21 protein-coding genes are annotated in these 16,175 nt (G+C 35.7%); 7 read left to right on the forward strand and 14 right to left on the reverse strand.

Annotated features, from left to right (window positions below):
* Window positions 1-15: 15 nt before the first annotated feature.
* The 3 genes from EM808_RS15800 to EM808_RS15810 all read right to left on the reverse strand — a co-directional run bounded on the left by EM808_RS15800 (window position 16) and on the right by EM808_RS15810 (window position 2,225).
* Window positions 16-861, reverse strand: a complete 846-nt coding sequence (locus EM808_RS15800) for an SIR2 family NAD-dependent protein deacylase (RefSeq protein WP_127739182.1) — start codon at window positions 859-861, stop codon at window positions 16-18.
* Between the two features lie 80 nt (window positions 862-941).
* Window positions 942-1,583: an NAD(P)-dependent oxidoreductase gene (locus EM808_RS15805; RefSeq protein WP_127739183.1), complete on the reverse strand. Its 642-nt coding sequence runs from the start codon at window positions 1,581-1,583 to the stop codon at window positions 942-944.
* 69 nt (window positions 1,584-1,652) lie between these two features.
* Window positions 1,653-2,225: an NAD(P)H-dependent oxidoreductase gene (locus tag EM808_RS15810; RefSeq protein ID WP_127739184.1), complete on the reverse strand. Its 573-nt coding sequence runs from the start codon at window positions 2,223-2,225 to the stop codon at window positions 1,653-1,655.
* A gap of 202 nt (window positions 2,226-2,427) precedes the next feature.
* Between EM808_RS15810 and EM808_RS15815 the strand changes: the two genes are divergently transcribed.
* The gene (locus tag EM808_RS15815) at window positions 2,428-2,868 is read left to right on the forward strand and encodes an Rrf2 family transcriptional regulator (protein ID WP_127739185.1); all 441 of its coding nucleotides are present in this window, start codon (window positions 2,428-2,430) and stop codon (window positions 2,866-2,868) included.
* Window positions 2,869-2,981: 113 nt separating this feature from the next.
* On the opposite strand, the gene EM808_RS15820 is transcribed toward EM808_RS15815, so the two are convergent.
* Entirely contained in the window at window positions 2,982-3,344 is a 363-nt protein-coding gene (locus tag EM808_RS15820) for a DUF3221 domain-containing protein (protein ID WP_164849683.1), read from the reverse strand.
* A 165-nt stretch (window positions 3,345-3,509) separates the two neighbouring features.
* Between EM808_RS15820 and EM808_RS15825 the strand changes: the two genes are divergently transcribed.
* Window positions 3,510-4,148 (forward strand): glycosyltransferase, encoded by a 639-nt coding sequence (locus tag EM808_RS15825; RefSeq protein WP_127739187.1) that lies wholly within the window; start codon window positions 3,510-3,512, stop codon window positions 4,146-4,148.
* Window positions 4,149-4,195: 47 nt separating this feature from the next.
* Here the strand turns inward: EM808_RS15825 and EM808_RS15830 are convergent, their stop codons facing one another.
* Window positions 4,196-4,849, reverse strand: coding sequence for a hypothetical protein (locus EM808_RS15830; protein ID WP_127739188.1), 654 nt, complete (start codon window positions 4,847-4,849; stop codon window positions 4,196-4,198).
* Window positions 4,850-4,890: 41 nt separating this feature from the next.
* Entirely contained in the window at window positions 4,891-5,628 is a 738-nt protein-coding gene (locus EM808_RS15835) for an alpha/beta family hydrolase (RefSeq protein ID WP_127739189.1), read from the reverse strand.
* Window positions 5,629-5,903: 275 nt separating this feature from the next.
* Between EM808_RS15835 and EM808_RS15840 the strand changes: the two genes are divergently transcribed.
* The gene (locus EM808_RS15840) at window positions 5,904-6,443 is read left to right on the forward strand and encodes a PadR family transcriptional regulator (RefSeq protein ID WP_127739190.1); all 540 of its coding nucleotides are present in this window, start codon (window positions 5,904-5,906) and stop codon (window positions 6,441-6,443) included.
* Between the two features lie 48 nt (window positions 6,444-6,491).
* Here EM808_RS15840 and EM808_RS15845 read toward each other — a convergent pair whose 3' ends face one another.
* The 3 genes from EM808_RS15845 to EM808_RS15855 form a co-directional block, all read right to left on the reverse strand.
* Window positions 6,492-6,722, reverse strand: a complete 231-nt coding sequence (locus EM808_RS15845; protein WP_127739191.1) for a hypothetical protein — start codon at window positions 6,720-6,722, stop codon at window positions 6,492-6,494.
* Window positions 6,723-6,956: 234 nt separating this feature from the next.
* The gene (gene cysE / locus EM808_RS15850) at window positions 6,957-7,514 is read right to left on the reverse strand and encodes a serine O-acetyltransferase (protein WP_205685863.1); all 558 of its coding nucleotides are present in this window, start codon (window positions 7,512-7,514) and stop codon (window positions 6,957-6,959) included.
* Window positions 7,511-8,830 (reverse strand): aspartate aminotransferase family protein, encoded by a 1,320-nt coding sequence (locus tag EM808_RS15855; RefSeq protein ID WP_127739192.1) that lies wholly within the window; start codon window positions 8,828-8,830, stop codon window positions 7,511-7,513. The genes cysE and EM808_RS15855 overlap by 4 nt, the downstream gene beginning before the upstream one ends.
* A 131-nt stretch (window positions 8,831-8,961) precedes the next feature.
* Here EM808_RS15855 and EM808_RS15860 point away from each other — a divergent pair, with 131 nt between their 5' ends.
* Window positions 8,962-9,873, forward strand: coding sequence for a LysR family transcriptional regulator (locus EM808_RS15860; protein ID WP_127739193.1), 912 nt, complete (start codon window positions 8,962-8,964; stop codon window positions 9,871-9,873).
* Between the two features lie 69 nt (window positions 9,874-9,942).
* On the opposite strand, the gene EM808_RS15865 is transcribed toward EM808_RS15860, so the two are convergent.
* Window positions 9,943-10,722: an AraC family transcriptional regulator gene (locus tag EM808_RS15865; RefSeq protein ID WP_127739194.1), complete on the reverse strand. Its 780-nt coding sequence runs from the start codon at window positions 10,720-10,722 to the stop codon at window positions 9,943-9,945.
* Between the two features lie 16 nt (window positions 10,723-10,738).
* On the reverse strand, window positions 10,739-11,320 hold the full coding sequence (locus tag EM808_RS15870) for a LysE family translocator (protein WP_127739195.1): 582 nt from the start codon (window positions 11,318-11,320) through the stop codon (window positions 10,739-10,741).
* Window positions 11,321-11,614: 294 nt separating this feature from the next.
* On the opposite strand from EM808_RS15870, the gene EM808_RS15875 reads away from it, so the two are divergent.
* Both EM808_RS15875 and EM808_RS15880 read left to right on the forward strand, forming a co-directional pair.
* The gene (locus tag EM808_RS15875; RefSeq protein ID WP_164849684.1) at window positions 11,615-12,676 is read left to right on the forward strand and encodes a saccharopine dehydrogenase family protein; all 1,062 of its coding nucleotides are present in this window, start codon (window positions 11,615-11,617) and stop codon (window positions 12,674-12,676) included.
* Between the two features lie 103 nt (window positions 12,677-12,779).
* Window positions 12,780-13,259 (forward strand): hypothetical protein, encoded by a 480-nt coding sequence (locus EM808_RS15880; RefSeq protein ID WP_127739197.1) that lies wholly within the window; start codon window positions 12,780-12,782, stop codon window positions 13,257-13,259.
* Window positions 13,260-13,304: 45 nt separating this feature from the next.
* Here EM808_RS15880 and EM808_RS15885 read toward each other — a convergent pair whose 3' ends face one another.
* The 3 genes from EM808_RS15885 to EM808_RS15895 form a co-directional block, all read right to left on the reverse strand.
* The gene (locus EM808_RS15885; RefSeq protein WP_127739198.1) at window positions 13,305-13,856 is read right to left on the reverse strand and encodes a hypothetical protein; all 552 of its coding nucleotides are present in this window, start codon (window positions 13,854-13,856) and stop codon (window positions 13,305-13,307) included.
* A 541-nt stretch (window positions 13,857-14,397) separates the two neighbouring features.
* Entirely contained in the window at window positions 14,398-14,601 is a 204-nt protein-coding gene (locus tag EM808_RS15890; RefSeq protein ID WP_127739199.1) for a glycosyl transferase, read from the reverse strand.
* Between the two features lie 43 nt (window positions 14,602-14,644).
* Complete coding sequence (locus tag EM808_RS15895; RefSeq protein ID WP_127739200.1) at window positions 14,645-15,586, reverse strand: helix-turn-helix transcriptional regulator; 942 nt, start codon at window positions 15,584-15,586, stop codon at window positions 14,645-14,647.
* 97 nt (window positions 15,587-15,683) lie between these two features.
* Between EM808_RS15895 and EM808_RS15900 the strand changes: the two genes are divergently transcribed.
* Complete coding sequence (locus EM808_RS15900) at window positions 15,684-16,130, forward strand: VOC family protein (RefSeq protein WP_127739201.1); 447 nt, start codon at window positions 15,684-15,686, stop codon at window positions 16,128-16,130.
* The last annotated feature ends 45 nt before the right edge of the window (window positions 16,131-16,175 follow it).

Raw genomic sequence — 16,175 nt, forward strand, 5'->3', positions numbered from 1 at the left:
ACCATATCCCTCCTTTTACTTATTAAGCTCTAATAGAACCGAGAGTATATCCTCCGTAAAGGCAATCGTCTTTTCCCTATTTTCCTTAGGACCATTCGGATGCTCCATGTTAAAACGAATTAATTTAGTATGCTCATTTTGATAGGTCATTTGTTCAAATGGATAGCGGATAATTCCTGGTGTATTAAAGCCAACACCAAACTCCAGCAAAAGGAGGTTTTTTCCTTTAGACTCGTCAATAAAGCAGTCATATGCATCATTGGATTTATTCCACGCTTCATTTTGGACAAAGTATGGATTAATTCTTAAATGTGGATCCATTTTCCCTCCACACTCTGGACATTGTGGGACAAGGTTTGAAGGAATCCTGCAATTCTCCCTATTAGCGATCATTTCATTCACTAATAGCTTGTTATCATATAAAGAGTGATGACAACCTTTTGCACATTGCAGATTACCATAATTCCCTTGAACCTCAAAGATATTTTCCGGTGGAAAGTCTGCTAGCTCAAACTGACTATCAACATTTGTCGTAATGACAAAGTAATTAGCTTTTTTCACTAATTGAAGCAAGTTTTCATAAAGCTTAGTCGGTCCGACTTCATAACGGTTTAAACTAATATGCTTTGCCCAATATGCCCATCTCTCTTCCTCTGCTGGAAAGGAATAAAAGCCTGAGGTATACATATCCGTTAATCCATATTTTTCAATGAAAGGAGCGAAATTATCGGTAAATCTCTGCCCTCCATACTGAATACCAGCTGACGCAGACAGCCCAGCTCCAGCTCCAATGACAATATAATCTGCCTTATTAATTAAGTCCTTTGTATAGGTAATTCGATTTAGATATTGTTTATCCATATCCTATCCTCCCTCCATTAAAAACCGACCTTTTCTACAAAGGTCGGTTTTCTGGTCATACAATTGTTAATTCCTCTTCCTTATTCTGCTTCTCCAACAACAGAAAAACGTTTGTTGATGAATTGTGGATTTTCGATTTCATCTAGGACAGCGATTGCGTAATCAGCATAGCTAATATAGCTATCCCCTTTTGAGTTAAGCGTTAATACGTCTCCGCCTTTTTGGTATGCTCCAGTACGTTTCCCCGCTGGATTAAAGAAGCCTCCAGGACTAATATATGTCCATTGAATTCCATTCGTATTTTGCAGTTCTTCCAGGTTTTTACCCATGTTTGAAGCAGTTGGGTAATATTCTTTCGGAAAATCAGGTGTTTCAAATACTCGTGTTGTTTTGGCTTCATCCACGAATAGGCTTCCTGCTCCTCCAACTACAACTAATCTTGTGTTAGCTGCACCTTTTAATGCTTCAATAAGGACTTTACCAACTTCAATATGCTGCTCTTCTTGCCCAGGTGCAGAATTAAATGCATTTACAATGACATCCACCTTCGCAAGATCTGCTGATGTAAGATTAAAAACATTTTTTTCGACTACATTAATTTGTGCATTTTGAACTTTTGCAGCATCTCTGACGATTGCTGTTACCTCATGTCCGCGCTCAATCGCTTCATTTACTAGTAAACTTCCTGCTTTCCCAGTAGCACCAATTATTCCAATTTTCATGTTCATTTCCTCCTAAGTTATACTTATTAAACTACTTGTAATTGCAACGATTACAATAAGGGTAATTACTTATTCAAACAAAGAATTCACTTTTTTTCTAATTTCCTCTAACATTTCTTTTCTAGCTGTATCATCTACTGAAGGCACACTACCAAATGTTAAATGGCCGACACTTTCAATCCCACAAAATTCAAATACTCCAGTAGTAGCTGTTTTTATTAATGCTTCGGTCATACCGATTGAGTCGTAAATTTCCTTTGGCGTTCCATGTGTATTAATGATAAGTCCTTTTTTTCCTGACAGAAGCTTATCAATGCCGCCTTCTGCATTGTATTGATAAGCAAATCCATAAGAGTAAACTCTGTCTATATATCCTTTTAAGATCGCAGGCATACCTGTCCACCAAATTGGATAGATGAATGTTATAGCATCTGCTTTACTAATCAATTCCTGTTCAGTGATAACCTCTTGTGAAGCTTCCCCTTTGCCGTCAAACCTCAAAACTGGATCTAATCCTATTGCATATAAGTCTCTTACAGTGACCTCATGTCCTTTACCTTGTAAAGACTCTACTACTGTTTCCAAAATGGCATGATTGAAGCTCTCTGGATTTGGATGTGCATAAACAACTAAATGATTCATTTCATATTGTCTCCTTTATTCTAATTGTAATTGAAGTTAACTTGTAATAATCTCGGTTACAAGTAATAATATAAATTACATGTAACCATTTTGTCAACAGGTGAGTGAAAACTCTCGGACTTTTTTTAGGAATTAAGGTATACTATACTTGTAACCATAACAATTACATTGTCTAAATAAATTTCTAAAGAAGGTGCTAAACATGTCTATAAGCAGTCGTTTTGCAGTTGGTATTCATATATTGACTCTTATTGAAATAAATAAATCAGGCGTTAACACATCTGAGTATTTAGCAAGCAGTGTAAATACAAATGCTGCTGTTATCAGAAAAATAATGGGGATGCTTAAAAGTGCAGGTTTAGTTAATGTTCGTCCAGGTATTGCCGGGGCACAGCTGGCAAAAGACCTTTCAGAGATTACTTTGTTCGATGTGTACAAAGCAGTTAATGTAGTTCAAGAGAAAGAATTATTTAGTATCCACGACCATCCGAACCCTGATTGTCCTGTAGGAAGGAACATTCAAGACACCGTAATGCCAATATTTTCGGTTGCCCAATCCGCAATGGAGAAGGCACTTAGTAACGTAACACTTGCTGATATTGTGAATGATATTTTGGAAAAAGAGAAGGCAGTGGGTAAATAGAAGGATATTATGTATGGAGAAGTTTGGCTGTCCGCTAAACTTCTTTTTTTGCATTATTATATCTGCTAATGGCACAAAACTATGTTTTTGCTAGTGGCACCAAATATATTTTCCTACTTATCAAAAGTAATCACCCAATAGGCATCACCGCCAGCCGGCGCAGAATTCCTAACTTGTCCACTAAAATAGATTTTCACTTCTTGTCCTTGCGAAAATTCTTTCAATATCCGCTCCGGAATATACGAGGGCAGTTGAAATACGATTCCTTGATACTTATATTTTTCATATAGCTCATCATCTGATTTATTTTTTATATTATGTGCTGAAGCTTCCACAACCCAAATACTCGATTTATTGACTTCCAAAATTACACCAGTAAAACTTGGAGTACTCGTGAAAAAAAATAACACACTCAATGCTGTTATAATTATTAAAGATGTAATGATTAACAGAAGACGCTTCATTATTTTATTCAACTTAACTCGCTCCTTCATATATCCATTCTCTCTCTAATATATTCTCGAAAATTTTTTTAAGTCCTTCCCTTCTAAGCAGCCCGATTAATCCTTTTATTATGAATAAAAAACCCAAAATTATTGAAAATAATAACAGCAATATACTAACTATTAAGGAGATTTTTGATGAAAAAAATAATGATCATGAGCTGTATTTTACTATTTTCATTAAGCATGGTGACTGGAACTAACACTTACGCTAAACCACAAGAAAAATGCGTTAGTCAATCACAGGTGGATTTTGAAAATAATTTCCGGAAGCTTTGGATAGACCATGTTTTGTGGACAAGTAATTATATTACAAGTGCCACTAATGCTGGAGCAGAAGATCAAAAACAGGTACTTACTAGACTTCTGAAAAATCAGGAGGATATCGGAAATGTTATAAAGCCAGTGTATGGCGAAAAAGCTGGAAGTAAATTAACAGAGCTGCTTAAGGAGCATATTGTTATAGCAGGTAAGATTGTTGATGCTGCTAAAAGCGGCAATAAAACCACCGTTAGTCAGCTAAACAAAGAATGGTACAGAAATGCAGATGATATTGCTGCTTTTCTCAGTGAAGCCAATCCGTTTCTTAAAAAGGAAAATCTAAAGAAATTATTAGCCATGCATCTCCAATTAGTCACAAATGATTTAACTGCAAGCCTAGCAAAAGATTGGAATAAAAGAATTGTTTCGATTGACGAGGGTGTTACACATATAATTATCATGGCAGATGCTATTTCAGCTGGAGTTGTCAAACAATTCCCTGACAAATTTAAATAATAATGGAATAGACACCTCCATTTCTATTGGAGGTGTCTTGTTATAATCTAATAGTGTTTTCTTGCCTGAAACAAACTAGTAGCTAGTAGCGACGCAATTAGAATAACTTCAGATAAATTCGTAAGCGCCCCACTGTTAACAGGTATCTTAACAGCATTCATAATAATCATAACCAACGAACCAATAAAAAACCAAACCCATTTTTGCTTAACAAGCACAATGATAGATGCAATCAGTAGAATTATCGCTACAATAATCACCATTAATGGAGGTCCACTACTGCCTACGGAGCTATATGTCAAAACACCGTATTCCCATTTAGGTGCTATTTGCAGGCTGATTACTTCATTATATAGTTCTATTATTATTAAAATAGCAGTTATTACATATGGAGCTATACGAAAGACCAGACTCCTCGTTAAAGAAATATTTGTCTTTTTAACAACAGCCCATGCGTAAAAAGTTAGAAACGGTGTAAAAATGGCATGAAGTAGAAAGCGTAATAGGTTCAATTGCTCGTTGAGATTACTTTCTCCTAAAAACCTCCCCAGTGTAATGACCGCATTATCGTATAAAAGGCCAATTACAACCGGTAATAGGAAAAGCAGACTAAGTACAGGGGATTTTTTTATGTTAATAACAATAATTATAAGACTAACAAAATAAATAATCGTATACAGCAAAAATAATAAACTGTCCATACTATAGTCCCCCTCTCTAATTATTTATAGTTTTAATTTCATTATTTATTCCCGAATTTATTTGCTTCCACCCAGTCCTCAATTGTTTTAACTATAATATCTTGCTGTTCCTTTACAGAAATATTGGCTTTATTATCACCTGGTTGCTCTCCATACACACCAAATTGGGCATGATTTCCGCCTTTAATTTGAAAATACTCTGTTGTACTTGGCAGGAGATTCTTCTTTTCCTTTATTTTTTCAGGTGTGCTTAAACCATCCTCTGACCCGCTTATAGATAAAACCGGCAGGCTAGATTTAAATAAAGACTCATTGTCAGCGGCATAGGAACCTAAAAAGATCAAGCCCTTCACTTTATCCATGTTTTTATCAACATACATTGCTGCTGCAGCACCACCCATTGAATGCCCGCCGATTAACCAATCTACATCTTTATATTTTGTTATCATTTCGTCCGCTTTTTTGTAATCAAAGATAGCTAAATTTAATGTTAGCTTTGGAATTGCCACTATCATATTATCCTTTGCCAACTCCTGTGCCAAATAACCATAAGCTTCAGGCTCCACCTTTGCTCCTGGGTATAGAATAATTCCTGTTGTACTGCTTTTATCTCCATAAATAAGCCAATCATCTTCTTTAACATAGTTACTATCCATAGAAATAGCTGGATCTTCCGCTGCTTTATACGTCATCTGTGTCCATCCAAAAAATATCCCAATCGCAAGTACTAAAACGATAACGACTGCTAAAATACTCTTTTTATTAATTATTTTTTTCATTGTTTCTTTATACCTTCTTGCACTGAAGCCACTTACTAAACTTTGCCACAGAGCAATTCCCTTTCTTATTTATAGTTAATATTTCCTTTAGTCCAATAACTAAACAGTTTATGGCAAATCAATGGACCAGACATCTCTCAAATACTCCCTTTATCAGAATTAACATATGTCTAAAATGACATATGTTAATATTATATTACTAAGCTTTATTCAAATTAGTCAAGTTAGTATGATATAATGCAAAAATATATAAACAATTGAAAAGAGTGGTATACGTGAGTTTACGGTATGCTTTATTAGGAATCATTTCCAAGAAACCGGTTAGTGGCTATGAGGTAGTTAGTATTTTCAAGGAGCAAGTCGTTTACTTTTGGAATTCTACGCATAGTCAAATTTATACGGAGCTGCATAAATTAGAAAAGGAAGAATTGCTTGAACACGAACTTATTATTCAAAACTCGCTGCCTAATAAGAAAATCTACACGATAACAGAGCTAGGAAAAAAAGAATTAATTAACTGGATTCTTAACCATTCTGTGAAGCCTGCCAAAATAAAAGATGAGTTCCTTATTAAAGCAGCTGCTTTTGATATTTTAACAATAGACGAAATAATTACTTTGTTAGATGAGGTAATTGCTCGAGAAGAAAGAATCTTAAGTATGACAAAAGAGTGGAAAGAGCATTTCACAAAGGAAACCTCCAAGCAGAATTTAGGTGCCATCATTACGTCAGAATACGGCATCCGCTATGCAGAAATGTATGTAAATTGGTGCAAATGGGTGAAGGAATTTATAAGCAGCAATCCGCCTGTTTAAAAAAATATACAAGCAGCTAATACTATTTGGCGACAACAAAAAAAGCACTCATAAACATGAGTACTTTCTTTTGTGTGCTATTTCCTTGTAAATAAACCACAGTTCTTTTTGGATGACAGCAATCTCATGAATTTCCTTTTTTACTTCAAATAAGGAATCCTTCAGTAATGTGTTTTTAGATTGCACCTGAAAGTCCTTAATAATTATTAGTGCGTCCTGTCTTTTATTAGCAATTACTTTATTTAACCGATTAATCTCAGTAAGAATCACCCTTTTCATGATTATCACCTCACTTCCAGCTGCTTTGCTTAACCAAAGCAGTATTTTCCCTTTTCTCTATCATTAATTATGTTAGAAAGGGAAAAAAGGGACAAATAATATCGTTCGTCAATTAACGACAAACATGTCTCTTTTAGCGAACAAATAGAGGTAAATGAGTTTATCATCATGATTCTCCGCAATTTGTGCCGACTTTTATTATATGCTGTGCATGAACTTTAATCATTTCTTCGTCTATTTCGGTGCTATTAGTCTTGTAGGGTTGCCAACTGCAGTATGTTTCGCAGGTACATCCTTAAGGACTAGTGTCAATGCGCCGATTTTTGCCCCTTCTTCGACGGTGATTGCCCCTAAAACTGCCGCACCTGCGCCTATAAAAACATGATTGCCTATCTTTGGATGACGTCTTCCCGGTTGATTATTAACACCCCCAAGTGTAACTCCTTGGTAAATAACAACATCATCACCAATTACGGTCGTTTCTCCGATAATTACTCCTGTGCCATGGTCAATTAACAGTCTTTTTCCAATTGTAGCAGCTGGATGAATCTCTACACCTGTCAGTACACGAGCAAGCTGAGAAATTAACTGGGCGGCTAGGTGAAGCTGCTTTATCCACAATATATGTGATAACCGGTAAAACCACACTGCATGTAATCCAGAATAAGTGAGAATCACTTGAAGATTTGACGTAACAGATGGGTCATAATCACGCACCATTTTAATTTCTTCTGAAAAGGCAGACCATTTCTTTCTTATTATTTTCCTTGTATCCACTTTAACTAGCTTCATAATGTATTCTCGACATCTGTTATGGCTTGATCAAGCATGGAAATTCCTTCGTCAAGCTCTTCATAACTAACTGTTAGCGGAGGTGCAATTCGGAAAACACCTCCCATACCAGGCAAACAGACAATATTCATATGAAGGCCTAATTCAAGGCATCTTGCTGTGATACGATCGCCTATTGCTTCTGAGCGCTCTTTACTTGTTTTATCCTTAACAATCTCAATACCTTGCAGCAATCCACGCCCTCTCGCATCACCAACAACCTCGTGTTTTTCCACAAGTCTTTTAAGTGCGGCTGCTAAATAATCCCCTTTTTCGCGTGCTGCCACTATAAGGTTCTCTTTTGCAATCACATCCATCACCGTACAGCCAACGGCAGCTACAAGCGGATCATTAACATGCGAAGTGTAAAATACGAACCCTTTGTCATAAGCCTTTTGTTCAATCTCTGCTGTCGTGACAAGGGCTGCGAGCGGCAGTCCTGCGCCGAGGGTTTTTGATAATGTCAAAATGTCAGGTGTAACACCATCATGCTGAAATCCATACCATTGTCCTGTACGTCCAAAGCTTGTTTGGGCTTCATCAAAGATTAGCAGCATATCTCTTTCACGACATTTTTTCTTTAACGCAGCTAAATATCCAGACGGAGGAACAAGAATGCCGCCCCCGGATACAATAGGTTCTACAATACATGCTGCCAAGCTGCCGACAGATTGAGCATCGACCATCGCAAAACCGTAGTCCAGCTGCTTCTGCCAGTCAAGCTTCCCATCTCTGTCTACAAAATCCGGGCGATACTCATATGGAGTTGGAATGGCCAATTGTCCAGGTGTACCAGGCAATCCGCTTTTACGAGCTGAAGCATATGTTGCCCCTGCACTTGCTTCAGTTAAACCATGCCAAGACCTGTTAAAGGAGACAACCTCAAACTTTCCTGTTACCTGCTTTGCCATTCTTAATGCCGCTTCATTTACTTCCGAACCAGTTGACAACGGGATTACCTTCGTTAAAGGATCTGTTACTGTCTCAGCAATATGTGTGCAAAGGTTGATGCTTGGTCTTGATAGCATACCACTGAACAGATGGTCAAGGCGGCCAGCAGATTCCTGTAAGGTTGCCACAACTTCAGGATGAGAATGACCAATCGTCGATGACATCTGTCCTGAAGTAAAATCTAAAATCCGTCTTCCCTCCTCCGTATAAACATAGCTTCCTTTAGCATGGTCAATAATCTCCGGAATAAAGAAAGGTGCACCATATCTTCCAACATGTCTTTCAACGTCTCCCCATGGATTGCTTCTTTTTTCGTATGGATCCATCAGCTTTTACCTCTCTCCTTTAATTAAATTGCTCTTTATAAGCTTAATGTTTATTATTAGTTAATAATAAACATTAAACAATCAAGTTTTCCTTAACAATTTGTTTAGTAATTCTTAAAAGGAGAATTCATATGCTCAACACTTGGCGATTACAATTACTAGTTCAATTTGAAACCTTAGGAACGATGCACAGGGTTGGAGAAGTGATGTACATTAGTACAGCGACAGTTTCTCAGCAGCTTAGCATCTTGGAAAAGGAAACCAATACTAGACTTTTTGAAAAGGTTGGCAGGAGAGTTCAATTAACACATGCAGGTCGTACTCTAGCCAAACAAGTCAGACCAGTGCTTAATCAGCTTGAACAAATTGAAATCGCACTTAATGACACTTCTGACATTATTCAGGGAACTGTCCGTATTGCCTCCTTCTCAAGTGCCTTACGTTCTATCGTAATCCCTGTAGTATCACAATTAGTGAAGCAATTCCCGCGTCTTCAAATTAGATTAACAGAATTAGAGCCTGATAAGAGTCTTCCAGCACTTGATTCCCATCAATTTGACTTAGCAGTTGTCGCCTACTTTGAAAAGCCTCAGATACTAAAGCAAAATGATCGCAGTCTCGTTGAACTTGGAAGTGATCGTCTGATGGTTTTAGTTGGGGAAGAAAATCCACTAGTACAGCAATCTGCTGTATGCATCACTGAACTCTCAGAGGAAACTTGGGTAATGGAGCCTGATGCTACTTACCTTTCTGAATACACGCAAAATCTATGCAGTAACGCTGGATTCCAGCCCCATGTTTTAAATGTCTTTCAAAGCTATTCAGCCATACAAACAGCTGTTGCAAATAATCTTGCGATTGGAATTCTGCCGAAGCTGGCAGTAACAGAACAAGCAGAAGGTGTTCATCTTCTTGATTTACAGCCAGAATCAACACGGCATATATATCTTGTCGCCCGCAAGCCTCAGGCATCTAACCGCTCTATACAAGTTGTAATGGAAGCGATAAAAGCTCAAGCGAGCCTAGTGTTTGCTGACGGTTAACAGAATAATAAGCATAAAAATAGACAACGAGCCACAAAAGTCGTTGTCTTTTAAAATAGCTACAATTATTTATTGATTGATATATGATGAATATTCAAATGCTGTTATCCCAAACACACTTTTAAAATGTTTATTTAGATGGGCCAAATCAACAAATCCACATTCTGCTACTGCTGCATAAATGTCTTTGTTCCTTTCTATCAGCTGCTTTGCCCGCACTATTTTACAATTAAGAAAGTATTGATATGGCGAAATTCCAGTATGAGCTTTAAAGAAACGAATAAATTGGAATTTAGATAATTGCAGTTCACAACTGATTTCGTCCAGCTTCGGAATAGTCATAAGATTTTCATAGAGCATTTCCTTTGCTTTCTTGATAAGAGCATTATCTTTCTTAAAATCTTTCGAGAGATCTGTCTTAATAAGACTTTCAGTTAGTGAAAAGAACAGCTCACTGCACAAGTCATCATCCTTTTCTGTCAAGATTGCCTCAGATAAGCTTACTATTTTTTGTTTAAGCAGATTATCATAAACAATTGGATCTGAAAATCTGATGATGTCCTTTTTTTCCATAACCTCTAAAAGCAATTGGGGATCCATATAAAGCATCACATATTCTAAGCCTTCCTTATCATGTGCCATGCCATCATGAGCCTGCTCTGGATTAAACAGCATAACACCATTCCTATGCGAAAGCTGTAGGCTGCCATCTAAGGTATAATGTTGAATTCCTCTTAATGTAACACCAATAGCATACTCCATATGAGAATGCTTTTTATACGTAAAATCTGTCATGCTTGCCGCTAACGCCGTTATGCCAACTGATTTTTTATAGATAAATTTGTCCATTATATCCCTCTACTCTCTACATCCAAATCATGAAAGTCGAATACACTAAGAATAGTGCCATCAGCACATTCACCATTTTTTCGTGCTGCTGTAAAAAGCTTTTAAATAATGCTCCAAAAAGCACCCATGTAATAAATGCTAAAAATCCAATTACAGTGATTGTTATTACACTTAAAATAATCTTAGATAAGGAAACATGGTATGGCATAATAAAGGTTGGAATGACTGTTAATGTAAATAACAAAACTTTAGTATTCAAAAACTGCATGAGGAAACCAGATAGAAACGTACCTGTTTGTTTTTCCATTGACTTTGGTTTATCTTTATTTGTTTTATACACCTGGTAAGCGAGAAAAAGCATATATATACTTCCAATAATCTGCATTAGTATTAAAATTTTTGGGATAAAGGCTACTAATATAGAGTTCAATACAGCAGAAACACTTAATAAAAAACCAAATGCAATGGTTGCACCATATGTGTATTCCAGCGCTTTTTTTGTTCCTTTTTTGTGCACTGTTGATAATATAACAATATTAGTAGGTCCTGGTGTAAATGTTACGATAAAGCAATATAGTATAAAAGACGCAATATTCATGAGATACACTCCATTCTTGATATTCTCATAAAATATTACACTGACCATAACAGAACATATAGTATATTATTGCAAGAAATAAAGACTTCTGTAAATATACAACAGCCTTTCCTCCACGTCCTATTCTCTCTCTTTTAAATAAACATCATAAACCCCATAAATCTGGGATACTCCTTTTATCAATGTTTTTATACACTAAATATGTGATTGGTCTAGTTTTATAACATGCAATAATGATAAAGAAAAACAAATTCACAACATTAAGTTAAGGCAAGAGAGAGAGGCGTGGTTTATTTGGCAAAAAAAGATATTATTGTGGTTGGCGGATATGGACATGTAGGTAAACTTATCTGCAGACAATTAGCAGATTATTATCCAGGCGATGTATATGCTGCTGGAAGAAGCCAAGAAAAAGCAGAGAGGTTTTCAGCTTCCACAAATGGAAAAATCAAGCCAATGGTACTTGATATTAATCAAAAGGTACCAGCAAATATATTAGCTACCGTAAAACTCATCATCGTTTGTCTCGAACAGGAAAGCGTGACCTTCGCAGCCTCCTGTCTAGAATCTGGCATTGATTACATCGATATATCTGCTTCTTATTCGTTTTTGCAGAAACTGGAGGAGCTGCATCAATTAGTTGTACAATCAAATGCTGCAGCATTATTGAGTGTAGGTCTTAATCCAGGAGTGACAAATTTACTCGCAAAATCGGTTTCTGAAAAAATGGATATAACTGAAAGTGTCGATATCTTTTTGATGCTTGGATTAGGGGATAAACACGGACATGCTGCAATAGAGTGGACGATCCACCAGGCAAAAACAGACTTTCACAAGTGGGAAAATGGACAGCGAGTACTAAAAAGGAGCTTTGTCGGAAAGCAGACAGCATATTTTGGCAAAAAGCTTGGTTGGAGAAATGCTTACCCCTTTAATTTTGCTGATCAGCATGTATTGCCTAAAACAATAAACGTAGATCCAGTCAACACTTTTCTTTGCTTCGATTCACGATTAGCGACTAGTTCCTTCTCTATCATGAAAAAGCTTGGACTTATACGGTTTCTGCCAGATAAGTTGACAACGGGAATTTTTAAACGAATTAGCATCGGTGAGCCTATGTTCCATGTGAAAGTAAGAGGGAAAGGCATAAAAGATGGCAAGGAAATTGTTTTGGAAACAGATGTTTCCGGACAAGAAGAAGCAAAAATAACTGCCTTTGTGACCACATGGGCTGCCCAATTTTTATATGAGCACAATACACGTAAAGGAGTATTCCATTTAGAAGAAATTGCTGATTGGTCGTCTGTTTATGAGGCCATAAAAACAGATATTGTCTGGGAAATATCTGGAGACTAATAAAATAAATATTATTATTAAATTTTTCTTACCCGCCAAAACTAAATTCATCGAATAACAATGGTGAATTTAACCAAACTAATCCTATAAGGCGGTGGAGTTATTGAAAAAAATAGGGAAATTCCAGGCAATAATGTGGAGTATTGCTCTGCCAGGATTTAGTCAATTATTAACTGGTCAATATTATAAAGGAACTTTATATGTTTTAACTGAAATACTGATAAATGTCTACAGTCATTTTAATACTGCTATTATGTACAGTTACCTAGGAGAATTTACAAAAGCGGAAGAAGTTATTAATTATCAATGGCTATTATTTTATGCTTGTTTGTATTTTTTTGCTATGTGGGATGCATACCAATATGAAATGCCTGCTAGTGAAGAGTTGTCCTTTCTTCCCTTCCTATCCGCCGCTGCATTTGTAACGATTGGACTTATTTATTCTAGTAAAATAAAACTTTTTGGCCACACATTAGGACCGGTATTTATGCCAATGATCTTTGTTATACCTGGTGTTGGTATGGGTTTTATTGTGCGGTATCTAATTCTAAAGCTAACAAACGAAAAGCAGAGTTATACATAACAGGGATTTTTATCTCTGTTTTTTATTTTTGCTGATGAATTATTTTCAATCATAACGAACAAGCATGTGCTTGGATTTCAACATCCGTCCCTTGTAAACATGCTTAGCTAGTAAAATAATCCAAAGTATAAATAAAATTCCACCAATACTAAACAAACCCAAAGGAAACACATAGTACCAATCAACAAAATCACGATGTACAATGAAAAAGTTCCCTGCTTCAAAGCCTTCAGCACCTATAAATAAATCATCCATCCATTTGTTCCGTTTTAAATCACTTGGAAACACATAATCAGCTTCATTAATATTCCTGTCATAATATCCATTTGCACGGTTATCATTTTTCAGATAAATAGCAACACTCTCAAATGAATGAAACTCTTCATTTATCGCTTTTATGGAAGCCTCAATTTCCATAAATTCTTTGTGCGTAAGTTGATTATAATTTTCAAGGTGATTAAATAGTTGACCTCGATACACTTTGTAGTTAGCTGTCTTAGAACTCGCTATGTAGAGACTTATAATTCCCAAAATTAACACCACAAGAAAACAGTAGAATAATACCCTTATTGTCCTATTGAAGCCAACAAACTGCATGCTATTCCCTCCCGTTTATCCATTAAAGGAGAATATTCTATTTTAATTATTGAATTCCTGCTCAAATGGAAAATTAATACTATTTTTTATCGTCTGATTAAGCAGACCGAATGAAAGATGCTGACTAATCCCCCATTCGGTTTATAACAAACACAAATTTTCCAATATACGGACCTCGATTTCTGGTTAATGTAGCAATAAGAGCTCGTCCTTATTAATGATTGCCCATTGTTAAAACGATAAAGAGATAAAATAATATCCAAATCCAAGTAGGAAGTATTTCAAATAACATATAGTATCCTCCTAACATAACTTGATTATCTAATATATGATATGTAGGTGGACGAATAAATGTAATCGTTTTCCTGTAGGCTTTCACGTTATTTTTCATTTCATTGTACAAAATTGCAGGTTAAGCTTTTCAAAAGGTAAGAATAAACGAGACTTATTCATAAAAATTTATTCTTAACATTAAACTGCGATTACCTTCCATTTACTTGTTATCCAAATAAAAAAAGCTGCCAAGCGGCAGGCTTACTGGTTATTCGTACTTCCTTTTATTCAGAATACCAAGGATAAATATTAATATCCCGCTTATCATATAGGAATATATAAATCCATTTAACATCGGCTTAAATTCACCTTCACTCAAGTTTTGATTAGCATACAATAAATTGAGAGACATATAGCCTAACGGTGTACTTAATACTATCAGCATAATACCGATTACAAATTGCTTTTTCATAAGCTCTCCTCCTGACCATACAATATATTCTCATGTGAATCCCTTAAGACATTTTTTCAAGATGTGTCTGTAGCTTTATTAATTTGGACTGTATTTGTTGCTTTAATGATGCAGGTTTAATTGCTTTGATATTGCTGCCATATCGCAAAAGATAATCCGTAATAAAATCCTCTTCCCCTCGATTATAAAATCCTTTTATCACTATTTTGTCTCCAATTTCGATCGACATGGAGGGATAATTCTCTTTATAAAAGATATCTATTGCATGTTCAACAATTTCCACCTCGAAATTAACGCTATTCTCTGTACGTTTTATTTGCTTAGAGCGCAGCAGGAGATCATCTAAAGAAGTATTCGATTTTGTCGTTATTTCTTCTATATATGTGATTCGATCACAGCGGAACACTCTAAATGTATTTGTATCAAGCTCAATACCTGTAGCATACCATTGACCAAACTTAGCGGAAATCTTAAAGAATTGGATAAAATAACTTCTTTCAACACCACTTTTTTTATATAAAATTTTACAACTGCTTTCATCAAGAATACTTAATAAAATCCTGTCTAAAAAACGACTAATATAATGATGCAAGTTCACTTCAAGTTGGAGAACTTTTTTCATTTTGTGGATTTTCTCTATTTGCTTTGGTGGAAGACAATTTTCAAACTTCTCATTGAGCTTTTGGATACTTATATGAAATGGTGTTGATTGATAGGAATCAAGTGTCAGCATCGCAAAATATAAAGCATATATTTCATCCACTGTAAAAGTAATCGGCGATAATAATCTGTTTTTTAGGATTCCATACCTGCCATATCTTCCATGCTCTGCATAAATGGGCATTCCTAATTTTTCTAGTGAACTTAAGTCACGCAGAGCTGTGCTTTTTGAGATACCATATTCATCCATAAGATTCTGTAAATTGAAGAATTCTCGCTTGTTTATGAACCTTATCATGTCGTTTAATCTTTCTGATTTTTTCATTGCTGGCTCCTTTAAAGGTGTCATAGGTTGATCCCTTTATTCATTATAATGAGATTTGTTAGTGGATATCAAATGAATAGTGAAGGAGATTGATGTTATGAATACAACACTTGAAGCAGCCATTTTCTTATCAATGAATGGAAAAGCTAAAGAAGCAATTGAGTTTTATAAAACACATTTTAATGCAAAGGAGTTAATGCTTGTGACGTATCTGGACATGGCAAAACGTGATACGTCAATGAAAATTACAGAAGACAATAAAGATTATATTGCTCACTCTGTCCTGAGTATTGGAAAAACGAAGCTTATGATTGCAGAAGACACAATGAATACGAGCGAAGCCTATACAGTTGGTAATAATATCTCTTTGTGTATTCAAAGTGCTGACCAAACAGAAATAGAACATTTTTACAATAGCTTAACGTCTGATAATCGCGTAAAAGTCATTCTTCCCCTGTCTAATATTATTTTTAGTAAGGCTTATGGGGTTATTGAAGACCCATTCGGCATTCAATTTCAGTTAATGTTTGATGATAGATTGTAAAATAAAAGCCTTTGAAAATTTTCTTTCAAAGGCTTCCATATTTAT

Source organism: Niallia taxi (assembly GCF_004005475.1).
Lineage (GTDB): Bacteria > Bacillota > Bacilli > Bacillales > Cytobacillaceae > Niallia > Niallia taxi.

What these genes read in the sequence shown, in the direction of transcription:
- EM808_RS15860 (WP_127739193.1), top strand. Translation starts at nt 8,962, where the DNA reads ATGCTCAACACTTGGCGATTACAATTACTAGTTCAATTTGAAACCTTA.
- EM808_RS15855 (WP_127739192.1), bottom strand. Translation starts at nt 8,830, where the DNA reads ATGGATCCATACGAAAAAAGAAGCAATCCATGGGGAGACGTTGAAAGA.
- cysE (WP_205685863.1), bottom strand. Translation starts at nt 7,514, where the DNA reads ATGAAGCTAGTTAAAGTGGATACAAGGAAAATAATAAGAAAGAAATGG.
- EM808_RS15815 (WP_127739185.1), top strand. Translation starts at nt 2,428, where the DNA reads ATGTCTATAAGCAGTCGTTTTGCAGTTGGTATTCATATATTGACTCTT.
- EM808_RS15885 (WP_127739198.1), bottom strand. Translation starts at nt 13,856, where the DNA reads ATGCAGTTTGTTGGCTTCAATAGGACAATAAGGGTATTATTCTACTGT.
- EM808_RS15810 (WP_127739184.1), bottom strand. Translation starts at nt 2,225, where the DNA reads ATGAATCATTTAGTTGTTTATGCACATCCAAATCCAGAGAGCTTCAAT.
- EM808_RS15900 (WP_127739201.1), top strand. Translation starts at nt 15,684, where the DNA reads ATGAATACAACACTTGAAGCAGCCATTTTCTTATCAATGAATGGAAAA.
- EM808_RS15825 (WP_127739187.1), top strand. Translation starts at nt 3,510, where the DNA reads ATGAAAAAAATAATGATCATGAGCTGTATTTTACTATTTTCATTAAGC.
- EM808_RS15830 (WP_127739188.1), bottom strand. Translation starts at nt 4,849, where the DNA reads ATGGACAGTTTATTATTTTTGCTGTATACGATTATTTATTTTGTTAGT.
- EM808_RS15835 (WP_127739189.1), bottom strand. Translation starts at nt 5,628, where the DNA reads ATGAAAAAAATAATTAATAAAAAGAGTATTTTAGCAGTCGTTATCGTT.
- EM808_RS15845 (WP_127739191.1), bottom strand. Translation starts at nt 6,722, where the DNA reads ATGAAAAGGGTGATTCTTACTGAGATTAATCGGTTAAATAAAGTAATT.
- EM808_RS15895 (WP_127739200.1), bottom strand. Translation starts at nt 15,586, where the DNA reads ATGAAAAAATCAGAAAGATTAAACGACATGATAAGGTTCATAAACAAG.
- EM808_RS15800 (WP_127739182.1), bottom strand. Translation starts at nt 861, where the DNA reads ATGGATAAACAATATCTAAATCGAATTACCTATACAAAGGACTTAATT.
- EM808_RS15870 (WP_127739195.1), bottom strand. Translation starts at nt 11,320, where the DNA reads ATGAATATTGCGTCTTTTATACTATATTGCTTTATCGTAACATTTACA.
- EM808_RS15890 (WP_127739199.1), bottom strand. Translation starts at nt 14,601, where the DNA reads ATGAAAAAGCAATTTGTAATCGGTATTATGCTGATAGTATTAAGTACA.
- EM808_RS15805 (WP_127739183.1), bottom strand. Translation starts at nt 1,583, where the DNA reads ATGAAAATTGGAATAATTGGTGCTACTGGGAAAGCAGGAAGTTTACTA.
- EM808_RS15865 (WP_127739194.1), bottom strand. Translation starts at nt 10,722, where the DNA reads ATGGACAAATTTATCTATAAAAAATCAGTTGGCATAACGGCGTTAGCG.